This window comes from Cytobacillus sp. Hm23, assembly GCF_051842895.1.
Taxonomy (GTDB): Bacteria; Bacillota; Bacilli; order Bacillales; family SM2101; genus Nanhaiella.
In genome coordinates, this window is the sequence record NZ_JBPXRQ010000016.1 from 56,855 (window position 1) to 71,159 (window position 14,305).

The window sequence follows — 14,305 nt, forward strand, 5'->3', positions numbered from 1 at the left end:
ATATATTGTATCTCATCACAGAAGGGAGATGAATAGGCTTGCTTACTATTGCTATGCCAAAGGGACGCATATTTACGGAAGCAGTTGAATTACTGAGAAAGGCTGGCTATCGGTTGCCTAATAAATTTGAAGCTTCACGTAAATTGATTATAGATGTAGAGGAAGAACAAATTCAATTTATCCTTGCTAAGCCGATGGATGTGACAACGTATGTTGAATACGGTGTAGCTGATCTCGGTATCGCAGGTAAGGATGTCATGCTAGAAGAAGAGCGAGATGTATATGAGCTACTTGATCTTTATATTAGTCATTGTTACTTAGCAGTTGCTGGGTTGCCAGATGTAAAAACAACAGATGTCGCACCTAAAGTAGCGACCAAATATCCAAATATTGCATCTACTTATTTTAGAGAGCAGGGAGAGCAAGTTGAAATTATTAAATTGAATGGTTCTATAGAATTAGCACCACTCATCGGCTTAGCTGATCGCATCGTTGATATCGTTTCAACAGGTCAGACTTTGCGGGAAAATGGACTTGTTGAAATGGAGCATATAGGTCATGTAACTTCGAGACTAATTGTAAATCCAGTAAGCTATCGAATGAAGGAACAACAAATAGGTGAGCTTGTTGAGCGTCTTGCATCAATTATTGAGCAACTCGATTTTGCGATGGATGGTGAAAAAATGCTATGAACATAAAACGGGTATCAAAGGACATGACGTTGAAGCGAACAATTGATAGTGGAACAGAACAGCAGAGACAGTCAGTATTATCAATTATTGGGCAAGTTAAAGCAGATGGAGATGTAGCTCTTAGAGATTTAACAGCTCAGTATGATGGTGTTCAGCTATCCTCTTTTCGTGTGACTGATGAAGAAATCTCTACTGCTTACGAAAAAGTAGATCAAACACTCATACAAGTAATGAGAGAGGCAGCAGAAAATATCCGAGATTATCATCAACGTCAAGTACGTCAAACATGGATATCGATGAAAGAGGACGGGTCATTACTAGGTCAAAAGATTACGCCTATTGAGGCTGTAGGGGTATATGTTCCTGGGGGAACGGCGGCTTACCCATCTTCGGTTTTAATGAATGTCATACCCGCACAGGTTGCAGGCGTCGAACGCATTGTTATTGTTTCACCTCCTCAACATGATGGGGCATTACCTCCCGCCGTTATCGTAGCTGCACATGAGGCAGGAATTAAAGAAATATATAAAATTGGAGGAGCACAAGCAATAGCGGCGCTTGCGTATGGCACTGAATCAATTCGTTCAGTTGATAAAATAGTTGGTCCAGGAAATATTTATGTAGCACTTGCGAAACGCGAAGTGTTTGGGCATGTAGCTATTGATATGATAGCTGGCCCTAGTGAAATTGTTGTATTAGCAGATGATACAGCAAATGCAAATGAAATTGCTGCTGATTTATTATCGCAAGCTGAGCATGATGCATTAGCCTCAAGCATCGTTGTGACACCGTCTATAGAACTTGCCAAAAAAGTTCAGCATGAGATAGAAAAACAACTTGAAACATTACCTCGTAAAGAAATTGCTCATGCATCATTACGAGATTATGGAGCTATCTATGTCACAAATAATTTAGTGGAAGCCATTGATGTTGTAAATGAACTTGCACCAGAACATCTAGAAATTATGACCATAGACCCAATGTCTATTGTAGCAAGTATTCGTCATGCTGGTGCCATCTTTCTTGGAAGGTATAGTACTGAGCCAGTTGGTGATTATTTTGCTGGGCCAAACCATGTTCTTCCGACTAATGGGACAGCACGTTTTTCAAGTCCTCTTTCAGTGGATGACTACGTTAAAAAATCAAGCATCATTTCTTATAGTAAGGATGCGTTAATTACTAACGGAGCAAAGATTGCTTCTTTTGCGCGAGCTGAAGGATTAGAAGCACATGCCCGTGCCATAGAAGTGCGTTTATCGACAGCTGATAAGGAGGGATCATGATGAGAAATACGAGTGTAAATAGAGTGACGAATGAAACATCTATTCAGCTTTCATTTGAAATTGATGGGAAGGGAAATACTGACCTTGAGACGGGTGTTCCGTTTCTAACACATATGTTAGATTTGTTCACCAAACATGGACAATTTGATTTAGCAATACATGCAAATGGTGACACTGAAATCGATGATCATCATACGACAGAGGATATTGGTATTTGTTTAGGACAAGCGCTAAGAGAAGCTCTAGGTAATAAGAGTGGAATTAAAAGATACGGAAATGCTTTCGTACCTATGGATGAAGCACTAGCACAAGTTGTCGTTGACCTCAGTAATCGCCCTCACTTTGTATTGAAAGGTGACTTGCCTAGTAAACGGGTCGGTTCCTTTGATACTGAGCTCGTTCATGAATTTCTTTGGAAGCTAGCGCTTGAGGCTCGTATAAATTTACATGTGATTATTCATTATGGTCATAATACACATCATATGATTGAAGCGGTGTTTAAAGCATTAGGTCGAGCGCTTGATGAAGCTACTATGATCGATCCGAGAGTAAAAGGGGTACCATCTACGAAAGGGTTGTTATAAATGATCGGGATTGTTGATTATGGTATGGGGAATTTATATAGCGTGAGTAAAGCATTAGAACGGATGGATGTTGAATATGTGATAACGGACGACCAGCGTCGGCTAAAACAAGCAAAAGGGTTAATTCTCCCCGGCGTTGGAGCATTTAAAGACGCGATGGCAATTTTAAATGACAGTGGATTGACTCCATTTTTAAAGGATTGTGCCCAGCAAAGGAAACCACTCCTTGGTATATGCCTAGGTATGCAGTTATTGTTTGATGAAAGTGAAGAAAATGGACTTTCAGAGGGGCTTGGCTTAATTAAGGGACGTGTCGTCCACTTTCCTCAAAATGAAGCTTATAAAATACCACATATGGGATGGAATAAACTACATGTTCACCAACCTTCATCACTTCTAGAAGGTGTGAACAATGGATATGTATATTTCGTACATTCTTATTATGTTCAAGCAGGGGAGCAGTCAGATGTGATCGCAAGTAGTGAGTATGCTGTGAATGTTCCAGCTGTGGTTAGTAAGGGCAATGTCTTTGGAACGCAATTTCACCCGGAAAAAAGTAGTGATACAGGCTTAAGAATACTAGAAAACTTTGCAGCGGTTGTTGAAGGGAAGGTGTTGTCGTCATGAAGCAATTTATGATTTATCCAGCGATTGATATTAGAAATGGCAAATGCGTTAGATTATTACAAGGCGACTACGCTAAAGAAACAATTTATGGAGAATCGCCATTAGCAATGGCGCAGCTCTTCGGAAATCAAGGAGCAACTTGGATTCATACTGTCGATTTAGATGGAGCAAAAGAGGGAAGACCAGTGAATGACAGTGAAGTCATTGACATTGCTGAACAATTACAAGCAAATGTACAGGTTGGTGGTGGAATTCGAACAGAAGCTGACATCGTCTATTATCTAGAGAAAGGTATTAAGCGCATTATTTTAGGAAGTGCGGCAATTAACAATCCATCTTTTGTCAAAGAAATGCTTAAGAAATATCAGCAACACATTGCCATAGGTATCGATGCAAAAGATGGTTATGCAGCGATAGAAGGTTGGCTGGAGACGTCGACAATCAAAGCGACTGTAATTGGTAAGGAACTTGCAGAACATGGAGCCGAAACTTTTATCTTTACAGATATTAAGACGGATGGCATGCTGTCAGGTCCAAACACTAATGCCGTCATTGAAATGGCACAAGCAACGAATAAGCAGGTTATTGCATCAGGGGGAATTTCCGCACTTGATGATGTGAAGAGCTTAATGCAATATAAGCAAATAGGTGTAAGTGGTGCGATTATTGGAAAGGCGCTATACACGAATCAATTTACTGTAAGTGAGGCAGTGAGTGCGGTGAAAGACATATGATTACGAAGCGAATTATTCCGTGTTTAGATGTCAAGGAAGGAAGAGTTGTGAAGGGAATCCAGTTTGTTGAACTACGAGATGCAGGTGACCCTGTTGAATTAGCCTCCTTCTATGATCAAGAGGGTGCAGATGAATTAGTCTTTTTAGATATATCCGCTTCACATGAAGGAAGAAAAACGATGGTTGACGTCGTGCAAAATGTTGCTGGTCAGCTAGCGATTCCGTTCACAGTTGGAGGTGGCATTAATAGTTTAGCAGATATGAAAAAGATGTTGCGTGCAGGTGCTGACAAAGTTTCAATAAACACAGCGGCTGTTAACAACCCTCACCTTATCACTGAAGGGGCAAATTATTTTGGATCACAATGCATTGTCGTAGCGATTGACGCAAAATATGATCATACTATTCAAACATGGCGAGTGTTTACACACGGAGGAAGACAGGCAACTGACTGGCACGTTATTGACTGGGCGAAAGAGGTTGTTAGACGCGGGGCAGGAGAAATTTTATTAACGAGTATGGATAGTGATGGTGAAAAGAGTGGTTTTGATATTGATTTGACGAAAGAAGTAAGCATGGCGGTTTCTGTACCTGTAATCGCATCTGGGGGAGCGGGTCATGCAGATCATTTTGTCGAGGCATTTACTGAAGGGAAAGCTGATGCTGCATTAGCTGCATCAATTTTTCATTACAAGGAAACATCAGTTAGAGAGGTAAAAACCTTTTTACATGAGAAGGGGGTGCATGTAAGGTGACTGTACCACATCTTACATTTAATGACCAAGGATTAGTGCCTGCAATTGTTCAAGATATCGTCAGTAAGGAAGTATTAATGTTAGCATATATGAATAAGGATTCTTTAGAAAAGTCTATCGAGACGGGAGAGACATGGTTTTATAGTCGCTCTAGACAACAGTTGTGGCATAAAGGAGCAACATCAGGAAACACTCAAAAAATTATTGAAATGAAGTATGATTGTGATAAGGATGCCCTACTAGTACTTGTTGAACCAGCAGGTGTAGCTTGTCATAATGGCACATATACATGCTTCACAGAAGAAATCGTAAGTGCAAAAGAACAGCTTGGACATGAACGCTTTGCTATTATAAATCAGTTAGAGCAAATTATTGCAAAAAGAGAAACAGAACGTGAAGAAGGCTCTTATACTACGTATTTATTTGATAAAGGTGTAGATAAAATATTGAAAAAGGTAGGAGAAGAAGCCGCGGAGGTCATTATTGCAGCAAAAAATCGTAATAGTGATGAACTTACATGGGAAACAGCTGACTTACTTTATCACTTACTTGTATTGTTACGTGAGCAGAAGCTTCCATTAGATGATGTGCTAAATGTTCTAGAAAAAAGGCATAAGCAATAAATTGAACTTTCCAATCTCGATAGGCTTATTTAGAAGAGAGAAGAAGTTGTGTCAACGACGATAAAATTCCACCTAATACTTCTTGAGCATAGATCAGACTAGGTGGAATTTTGACGTTTTCAATTGAAATACTAGGCAGTATCTTTTTTTGGCAATAGCGCAATTAATATTAGACTAACAATTGCAAATCCGAGAACAACATAATATACAGAGTGAAGAGAGAAGGTTAGTCCATCTTGTAGTATTTGTTTTACACCTTCAGACAGCTGATTTCTTTCTTCTTCATTAAGTAATATATTTGCTGAATTAATCGTTAACCCTTCTGTGTTGGTTTCCTGTTCATGAATATATCGCTGAAACTGATTGTTTAAGATTCCTCCAAGTAGAGCCGCACCTATTGTATTACCAACATTTCGCATGAACATGTTTGCTGCTGTGGCGACCCCTCGTTGTTTCCAGTCAACTGTACTTTGAATAGAAACAATAAAAGAAGTAGTCGTTAATCCCATCCCTACACCGATAAAAAATGAGCCAGTAGCTGCAGTAATAGGTCCTGCATCAGGAGACATGAAAACAAATATCATACTTCCTAATATTAATGAAACCCCACCAAACAAGGATGTTGTTCTAAAGCCGATTTTCAATAATAACCTACCAGCAACTGTCGCTGCAATTGGCCAACCGATACTCATCGTCGTCAATGTAAAACCAGCAACAATAGGTGATTGTTCCATGACCCCTTGTACAAATGCAGGTAGGAAACTAGAAATTCCTATAAGCATGATGCCTGTTGTCAAAGAAGCCATATTGGCAATAAATATCGAGCGCTCTTTCCATAAATTAAAGGGCATCATCGGATCTACAGCACGTCTTTCTTGAAAAACGAATAACGTAATTGCAATGATTCCTATCATTAGTAGACCTAATGTAGGTAGTGAAGTCCACGACTGATTATTACCGCCTTCAACAAGAATAAACATAAAGGAAGCAATTGAAATGGTTAATAGTACAGCACCAAGATAGTCAATGTCATGTTTCTTTTTTTCAACGTCTTCATGAAGAAATGCCCATAAAGCGATAATGGCCAAAATACCAAGTGGTATATTAACCCAAAAGACATACCGCCAGCTAACGTACTCAACTAATAACCCACCTAAAGCAGGGCCGGTAATTGCAGAAATCCCCCAAACACTTGATAAATATCCTTGGATTTTAGCTCTTTCTTCTTTTGTATAAATATCACCGACTATGGTTGAAGCGATCGGCATAACAGCTCCTGCTCCAAATCCCTGAATGACACGAAAAAGAATTAACATGCCCATTGATTGAGCAAACCCACATAGTATAGAACCTAATAAGAAAATGATAATTCCAAAGGTAATAACTGGTTTGCGACCAAATAAATCAGACAGTTTACCATAAATAAGTACTGTAACAGCATTCATTAATAAGTATCCAGAAAAAACCCAGCTATATAAAGAAAAACCCCCTAATTCTCCAACAATGACTGGCATAGCTGTAGATACAATGGTAGCTTCGATAGCAGCCATAAACATAGCAAGCATCACAGCAGCCAAGACTAACGGCTTTTTTGTTTGCTTTTTCATGGGGACATTTGCAATATCATCTGCAGCTTGTCTCATTGGGTTGCTCCTTTCTCTTTAACGCATATTATTATAGTATTATAACCTAAAACTTACACTGTTTTTGGACAACATATGTATGTTATACTACCATCGGTGAAATGAACTTAATTTTAAGTATTTAATTTAATCAGTAGCAGAGATTACTTTAAGGCTGTTTTCTCTTAAAATGTTGTTTTTCGTGCTAAGAGTTAAATCTGTATACTACTAGGCTTGTCACTGTAACTATTTTCATCATAACTGGTTTTAGGTTTTAAATTAGTACGAACAGCAACAAATTTTCTGAAAATAGCCAGTATAAATATTAAGAAAGTATTGTATGTTTACCTCAATCGCCATCAACACGAGGTCAGAAAGTCAAAATGCAAGAAGATTAACAAGCAGTCTTCCTGTCACTTCATCTAATTTAGCAGAATAGCTAGGGGTAGTATTGTCCACAAGGTGTGGACTAATTTTGGTGGATCGAGCACTTTATGTTTAACAGGAAATAAACTAGGCAGGAAGATATTTTTACGGAGGCATGAATGGGGAAAAACTCAAAACAATCAGCGATTATTATTCCATTTCAAGATGATGAGAAACTTTTCATGAAAGGAAAAAAAGCTTATCGAAATAACGATTTATATAAAGCAAAGAAGTATTTATCTCGTGCAATACAACTGAAACCAAATGAGTCGGAGTATTTATGTCAAATGGCGATCGTTCTTATGGAGAATGGAGAGTTTCAGCAATCAAATATTATACTAGCTAATATATTAGAAAATGTAGACCCAACGATGGTGGAATGTTCGTATTTTATGGCAAATAATTATGCTCACCTAGGGCTTTTTCAAATGTCACGCAAATATGCGCTTGAGTATCTTAAACAAGCTCCAAATGGAGAATTTAGTGAAGATACTGAGGATCTACTCGAGCTGTTAAGTATTGAATATGATATAAGCACAGAAGCACATGATAGTGAGGAAGATACGCTCATCTTAAATCAAGAAAGAGCGAGAAGCTTGTTAGAAGATGGTCAGTTTTCAGAAGCTATACAATTATTAAACTCAATGATTAAGGAAAACCCTGAATTTTGGTCAGCATATAATAATTTAGCATTGGCGCATTTCTACTTAGGTGATTTAAATCGTGCTATACAGATCCTTGACGAGGTTTTTGATAAAAATCCTGGAAATCTACACGCGCTTTGCAATATGGTTATCTTCTTTTATTACCATAAAGAAGATGAGCTTGTTAAGCCACTAATCAATAAACTTGAAAAGGTATACCCAATAACGGTCGAACATCGCTACAAGCTTGGAGCAACCTTTGCGCTCGTAGGAGAATCTGAGCTAGCGTACAAATGGTTAAAGCAGCTTTATAAACAAGGATTTGAAGGTGATGGCACGTATTATTATTGGCTAGCAAATGCTGCGTATTACTCAAACCACGAAAGCTTTGCAAAAAATATATGGAAAAAAGTTATTGAACTCAGTCCAGAAAGGAACGGCACAGAGCCATGGAAAATGCATGTGGCTCATGAGGTTGTTAAAGGCGCAAACTCACTTTTGAAGAGTGACAATAAATATGAACGATTGTATGGTTTGTTTTTAGTTAGTCAAGGAAATAGTGTTGAACCAACTGGCATTTATCAAGAAAATGTTCAAACAAAATATACATCATTTGAAAGTGAGTTTGCTCATTATATGATTGATAGAATTAGCCAAAAGGGATTAAATAGTCATACAGGCTACATTAAGAATTCATACATGATATTGGATCATATTTTTAAAAGTAATAAACTGAGTCATGTAGAAATGGCTGACCTTTTCAACAAGGCATGCTTAGTATTTGATAACGGAATAAATATGAAATATGAACTTTTGAATACACAAGCTTGGGCTGCAGCAATTGAATATAAATGGAAAAAGTTATTACGTAAAAAAGTAACTCAACGAGAGGTTGCCCTAAAATATGATGTTTCGGTAAAAACTGTTTCAAAATATGGTGAATTTGTGAATGTTCTCCTTCAGTGAGCAGATTATTGGACGATTCATTCAGTGTCTTATAGGATACAATTAAGGAAAGGCGCTTTTCGTAAACTTTGTTGCTATTTTAAAAATAAGAACTGCACATATGGGATTATTATCGTTTATAAAGATAAAAAGATACCATGAACTTTACGTGCTTATATCTTAGTTTAAAAAGTAGCAATTAATGCGAAAGCAGCCAAAGGAAAAGGTATTATATTTTCATTAACTTATAGAGATGTTCTAAGACGAAAGAGTATTTTATAACATTCTTATGAGTGAATCAGTTAATAATGAAGGAGTGAATAAAATGGCAGAAGATACAATTTACGATGTAGTAATTATTGGAGCAGGACCTGCTGGAATGACAGCAGCGGTATATACATCAAGAGCTAATTTGTCAACAATTATGGTGGAACGTGGTGTTCCTGGTGGTCAAATGGCGAACACTGAGGACGTTGAGAACTTTCCGGGATTTGAATCAATCTTAGGGCCAGAGCTATCAAATAAAATGTTCGAGCATTCGAAGAAATTTGGTGCTGAATATGCATATGGCGATATTAAGGAAATTATAGATGGTGAAGAGTATAAAACTGTGGTCACTAGTAGTAAGGAATTAAAAGCAAGAGCAGTTATTATTGCCACTGGTGCAGAATATAAAAAACTAGGAGTGCCTGGTGAAAATGAACTAGGTGGTCGAGGTGTATCATATTGCGCAGTTTGTGATGGAGCGTTTTTTAAAGGAAAAGAACTGGTTGTTGTAGGTGGTGGAGATTCTGCAGTAGAGGAAGGGGTATACCTAACTCGTTATGCATCTAAAGTAACAATTGTTCATCGTCGTGATCAGCTTAGAGCGCAACAAATTCTACAACAGCGCGCATTTGATAATGAGAAGATTGATTTTATTTGGAACCACACGGTGAAACAGGTTAATGAAAAAGACGGAAAAGTGGGTAGTGTGACACTAGTTGATACTCAGACAGGTGAGGAACAAGAATTTAATACTGATGGTGTGTTCATATACATCGGTTTAAATCCATTATCAAAACCGTTCGCAAACCTTGGTATTACGAATGAAAATGGATATATCGAAACGAATGAGCAAATGGAGACGAAAATCCCTGGTATTTTTGCATCAGGAGATATTAGAGAAAAAACAGTTCGACAAATCGTTACAGCTACTGGTGATGGAAGTGTTGCCGCCCAAAGTGCAGCGCATTATATTGAAGAGTTAAAAGAGAAATCAAAATAATTATAACAAAACCGTAATAACGTTTTAACCGAGTTGTAACACAGGTGCAACAATTATTAGGTACTATAAATATAAGTAATTGACCCCCTTTTATAAATATATCCTTGGCACGGGAAATGACCCCGTGTCCTTTTTTTATATAGGCTCATTTCGTGAGGTTCTTCTACCCCTTGAGGACGTTAGATGTAAACGTACTTACATCTAAGAACGAAAAGCAAATAATTAATGCGAAAACAGTCTGTATATATGTGAAAAAAGACCATGAAAACATGTGTAAGTAATGCGAAAACTCCATTATATAGATATGTTATGAGCTAAATTCTCTGTTTGTCATTTATTACAATATTACAATACAACGGTCTGAACGTAATGTCCTTTGCTTGTCTTCGAAAACGGATAATGCCAATCGTTAGCTATAGGACGGTTGATATTAGGTGGAAATGGGTGCCTTCCGCATTTCTTTTATACCATTTATTGTGACGAGCTAGTAGAAATAGTATAATTAATGGTATAAATACAACGAGGTGAAAGGCGTGCAAAGAGTAACTAATTGCGTCTTAGTTCATGAAGGTCAAGTATTACTTTTACAAAAGCCTAGTAGAGGCTGGTGGGTAGCACCTGGTGGCAAAATGGAACAGGGAGAATCCATTAGAGAATCTTGCATACGTGAATTCCGTGAAGAAACAGGTATATTTATAAAAGATCCAAGCATCAAAGGTATTTTCACAATATTGATAAAAGAGCAAAATCAAATCATTTCGGAATGGATGATGTTTACTTTTCTATCCACAGAATTTGATGGTAGCAATGTGAAGGAGTCAGAGGAAGGGAAGGTTGCATGGCAGAAAGTGGAGCAAATATCCAAGCTACCTATGGCGCCAGGTGACTACCACATTATTGACTATATGGTTAATGGAAAAGGTATTATTTATGGTACTTTCACATATACGCCGAACTTTGAGTTGCTTTCTTATCGATTAGATCCTAGTTAAACGTGTTTGAGGGGGTAATAGTATGAGTACTGGCTCAACGAGTGATATCCAAATGGTCATTATTACAGGAATGTCTGGTGCAGGGAAAACAGTAGCCATACAAAGCTTTGAAGATTTAGGATATTTTTGTGTTGATAATCTACCGCCTTCTTTACTTCCGAAATTTCTAGAACTTATGAAGGATTCCGGTAATAAGATGAATAAAGTAGCACTTGGAATGGACTTAAGAGGAAGAGAATTTTTTGAAAGCCTATTTGAAGCACTAGATGATATGGCAGAGAAATCGTGGATTACACCTCAAATCTTATTTTTAGATGCCAAGGATGCCACTTTAGTTAGTCGTTATAAAGAAACGAGGAGATCTCACCCGCTGTCCCAAGAAGGACTTCCTCTTGAAGGTATTCAGCTAGAAAGAAAAATGTTGGAAGAGTTAAAGGGAAGAGCACAGCTGATTTATGATACATCTGATCTAAAACCTCGTGACTTGAGAGAAAAAATATTACAGCAATTTGCAACCCAGGGTAAACAAATTTTTACTGTTAATGTTGTATCTTTTGGTTTTAAATACGGCTTGCCGATAGATGCTGATTTAGTCTTTGATGTTCGATTTTTACCGAACCCACATTATATTGATCATATGAGACCTAAAACTGGTCTCAATGAAGAAGTTTCATCATATGTTTTAAAATGGAACGATACGCAAAAGTTTTTAACAAAAGTTGTTGATTTATTGACTTTTATGCTACCGCATTATAAAAGAGAAGGTAAGAGCCAGCTCATCGTTGCAATTGGATGTACTGGTGGCCAGCACCGCTCCGTAACACTAGCGGAGTATTTAGGTCAATATTTTGAAAATAGCTATAAAACTCGTATATCTCACCGAGATATTGACAAGCGAAAGGAAAAATAATACATGGAAAGAAAAAAACAGCCTAATATTGTAATTATAGGCGGAGGTACAGGCTTACCTGTCTTATTGCGGGGCTTAAAACAATACCCTGTGAATATCACCGCTATCGTTACAGTGGCTGATGATGGTGGGAGCTCAGGAAGACTTAGAAATGAGCTTGACATTCCACCACCTGGTGATATTAGAAATGTGTTAGTAGCTTTATCAGATGTTGAGCCATTAGTTGAAGAGTTGTTCCAGTATAGGTTCGAGGATGGCAATGGTTTATCTGGACATTCACTGGGAAATATTATCTTAGCCGCAATGACAAATATAACAGGCGATTTTGTTCATGCAATTGGAGAAATGAGCAAAGTGTTAAACGTGAGAGGTCAGGTGTTACCAGCTGCTAATAGAAGCGTTAATTTGCATGCTGAAATGGCAGATGGAACATTAGTATCTGGAGAATCAAAAATACCTGAGTATGGAAAGAAGATCGAACGTGTCTTTTTGACACCTGAAGATGTCAAGCCGCTTTCTGAGACAATAGCAGCAATACGTGAAGCAGATTTAATTGTTATTGGCCCCGGAAGTTTATATACAAGTATTTTACCTAACCTATTAGTTTCTAATATAGGAAAAGAGGTTTGTGCTGCAACAGCAAAAAAAGTCTATATGTGTAATGTGATGACTCAGTTTGGAGAAACATCAAACTATACAGCAAGTGACCATGTTAGAGCACTTTATGATCATATGAAATGCGATTTTCTTGATGTGATTATGGTGAATGAAGAGGAAATTCCTGCGTACATTATGGATAGATATGCAAAAGAAATGGCTCAACCAGTCATCTATGATATCGACCGATTAAAGGATTTAGGGTTAGATATTATTCACGATAACATTATTAGCTTTGAAGATGGGGTCATTCGACATGACACAAAAAAAGTAGCATCTCTCTTATACTCACTTTTACAAAATGTTCACAAATTCCATGGAATATAACGATTGCATACAAAGTACTCATTTACCTTTTATGTACGAGTGTGATAGCATTTAATGAAACTACTTAATTTTTGAATGCAAAATACAATTTTATTTGTATCTGCATATACTAGTTATATTGGAAGGAGTCAAGGAGGTTGCTCAATGTAAGTAACCTCAGAGGTGACAGATACTATACCGCCTTATTCTGCGTCGACCTTTTTGTCCTCCTATTTTAACTCGCATATAGATAAAAGGGGCTGAGAGGTATGTCATATGCATCAGAGACCAAAAAGGAACTAACAAATATTGAAATTAAAGATTGCTGTGCAAAGTCAGAGCTCTCTGCATTAATAAGAATGAATGGGTCATTAACTTTTTCAAATCGTAAACTCATTGTAACTATCCAAACTGAAAATGCAGCAATTGCAAGACGTATCTATACATTGCTAAAAAGATTGTATGATGTCTCAGTTGAACTATTAGTTAGAAAAAAAATGCGTTTGAAAAAGAATAATGTATATATTGTTCGCTTAATTGAAAGCGCTAAAGGTATTCTTGAAGACTTAAAAATCATCGATGAAGGTTTCTCGTTTCTTGGAAGGATTTCAGATGACTTAATTAAGAAAAAATGTTGTAAAAGATCTTATTTACGTGGAGCTTTTTTAGCAGGCGGATCGATTAATAATCCGGAAACGTCTTCATACCACCTAGAGATATTTTCGTTATATCGGGAACATAGCCAAGCACTTTGTGAATTAATGAACACCAGCTTTCAATTAAATTGTAAAATGATTGAAAGAAAAAAAGGCTTTGTAACGTATTTAAAAGAAGCTGAAAAGATTGCTGAATTTCTAAATATTATCGGTGCCCATAGTGCATTGTTAAGATTTGAAGATGTCCGTATTGTTAGAGACATGAGGAATTCAGTTAATCGCTTAGTGAACTGTGAGACTGCCAATTTAAATAAAACAGTTGGTGCAGCAATTAGGCAAGTAGAAAACATTCGGTTTATTGATGAAACAGTAGGACTTAGTTCACTTCCCGACAAGCTTCGAGTTATTGCAGAGCTAAGAATTACTTATCAAGATGTTACATTAAAAGAACTAGGTGAAATGCTACCTGGTGGGAGCATAAGTAAGTCAGGGATTAATCATCGCCTTCGAAAAATAGATGAAATCGCAGAAAAGCTGCGATCAGGTCATTCTATTAAAACAAAATAATAGCTTTTGAAAAAG

The 14,305-nt window shown here is 37.4% G+C and carries 14 protein-coding genes; 13 read left to right on the plus strand and 1 reads right to left on the minus strand.

The window, feature by feature from the left end:
• The first annotated feature begins 53 nt into the window (after positions 1-53).
• The 7 genes from hisG to hisIE are packed head-to-tail and all read left to right on the plus strand — an operon-like array spanning position 54 to position 5,298.
• The gene (gene hisG / locus ACSVDA_RS12340; RefSeq protein WP_485883673.1) at positions 54-692 is read left to right on the plus strand and encodes an ATP phosphoribosyltransferase; all 639 of its coding nucleotides are present in this window, start codon (positions 54-56) and stop codon (positions 690-692) included.
• Complete coding sequence (gene hisD, locus ACSVDA_RS12345; RefSeq protein ID WP_485883583.1) at positions 689-1,975, plus strand: histidinol dehydrogenase; 1,287 nt, start codon at positions 689-691, stop codon at positions 1,973-1,975. The genes hisG and hisD overlap by 4 nt, the downstream gene beginning before the upstream one ends.
• A complete protein-coding gene (gene hisB, locus ACSVDA_RS12350; protein ID WP_485883585.1) occupies positions 1,972-2,559 on the plus strand; it encodes an imidazoleglycerol-phosphate dehydratase HisB in 588 nt (195 codons plus the stop codon). Before hisD ends, hisB begins: the two co-directional genes overlap by 4 nt.
• Positions 2,560-3,186 (plus strand): imidazole glycerol phosphate synthase subunit HisH, encoded by a 627-nt coding sequence (gene hisH, locus ACSVDA_RS12355; protein ID WP_485883587.1) that lies wholly within the window; start codon positions 2,560-2,562, stop codon positions 3,184-3,186.
• Positions 3,183-3,920 carry a 1-(5-phosphoribosyl)-5-[(5-phosphoribosylamino)methylideneamino]imidazole-4-carboxamide isomerase gene (gene hisA, locus ACSVDA_RS12360; RefSeq protein WP_485883589.1) on the plus strand — a complete coding sequence of 246 codons (738 nt, stop codon included), beginning with the start codon at positions 3,183-3,185 and terminating at the stop codon, positions 3,918-3,920. The genes hisH and hisA overlap by 4 nt, the downstream gene beginning before the upstream one ends.
• Positions 3,917-4,675 (plus strand): imidazole glycerol phosphate synthase subunit HisF, encoded by a 759-nt coding sequence (hisF, locus tag ACSVDA_RS12365; protein WP_485883591.1) that lies wholly within the window; start codon positions 3,917-3,919, stop codon positions 4,673-4,675. The genes hisA and hisF overlap by 4 nt, the downstream gene beginning before the upstream one ends.
• Positions 4,672-5,298, plus strand: coding sequence for a bifunctional phosphoribosyl-AMP cyclohydrolase/phosphoribosyl-ATP diphosphatase HisIE (gene hisIE, locus ACSVDA_RS12370; RefSeq protein WP_485883593.1), 627 nt, complete (start codon positions 4,672-4,674; stop codon positions 5,296-5,298). The genes hisF and hisIE overlap by 4 nt, the downstream gene beginning before the upstream one ends.
• Positions 5,299-5,429: 131 nt before the next feature.
• On the opposite strand, the gene ACSVDA_RS12375 is transcribed toward hisIE, so the two are convergent.
• The gene (locus ACSVDA_RS12375; RefSeq protein WP_485883595.1) at positions 5,430-6,941 is read right to left on the minus strand and encodes an MDR family MFS transporter; all 1,512 of its coding nucleotides are present in this window, start codon (positions 6,939-6,941) and stop codon (positions 5,430-5,432) included.
• 524 nt (positions 6,942-7,465) lie between these two features.
• Between ACSVDA_RS12375 and ACSVDA_RS12380 the strand changes: the two genes are divergently transcribed.
• The 6 genes from ACSVDA_RS12380 to whiA all read left to right on the plus strand — a co-directional run bounded on the left by ACSVDA_RS12380 (position 7,466) and on the right by whiA (position 14,290).
• Positions 7,466-8,956: a tetratricopeptide repeat protein gene (locus ACSVDA_RS12380; RefSeq protein ID WP_485883597.1), complete on the plus strand. Its 1,491-nt coding sequence runs from the start codon at positions 7,466-7,468 to the stop codon at positions 8,954-8,956.
• Positions 8,957-9,260: 304 nt separating this feature from the next.
• Entirely contained in the window at positions 9,261-10,202 is a 942-nt protein-coding gene (gene trxB / locus ACSVDA_RS12385; protein WP_485883599.1) for a thioredoxin-disulfide reductase, read from the plus strand.
• A gap of 533 nt (positions 10,203-10,735) precedes the next feature.
• Positions 10,736-11,194, plus strand: a complete 459-nt coding sequence (locus tag ACSVDA_RS12390; protein ID WP_320207598.1) for an 8-oxo-dGTP diphosphatase — start codon at positions 10,736-10,738, stop codon at positions 11,192-11,194.
• A 22-nt stretch (positions 11,195-11,216) separates the two neighbouring features.
• Positions 11,217-12,104, plus strand: coding sequence for an RNase adapter RapZ (gene rapZ / locus ACSVDA_RS12395; RefSeq protein WP_485883601.1), 888 nt, complete (start codon positions 11,217-11,219; stop codon positions 12,102-12,104).
• 3 nt (positions 12,105-12,107) lie between these two features.
• A complete protein-coding gene (locus tag ACSVDA_RS12400; protein ID WP_485883602.1) occupies positions 12,108-13,088 on the plus strand; it encodes a gluconeogenesis factor YvcK family protein in 981 nt (326 codons plus the stop codon).
• A gap of 248 nt (positions 13,089-13,336) precedes the next feature.
• Positions 13,337-14,290, plus strand: a complete 954-nt coding sequence (gene whiA, locus ACSVDA_RS12405) for a DNA-binding protein WhiA (RefSeq protein ID WP_485883603.1) — start codon at positions 13,337-13,339, stop codon at positions 14,288-14,290.
• Positions 14,291-14,305 lie beyond the last annotated feature (15 nt).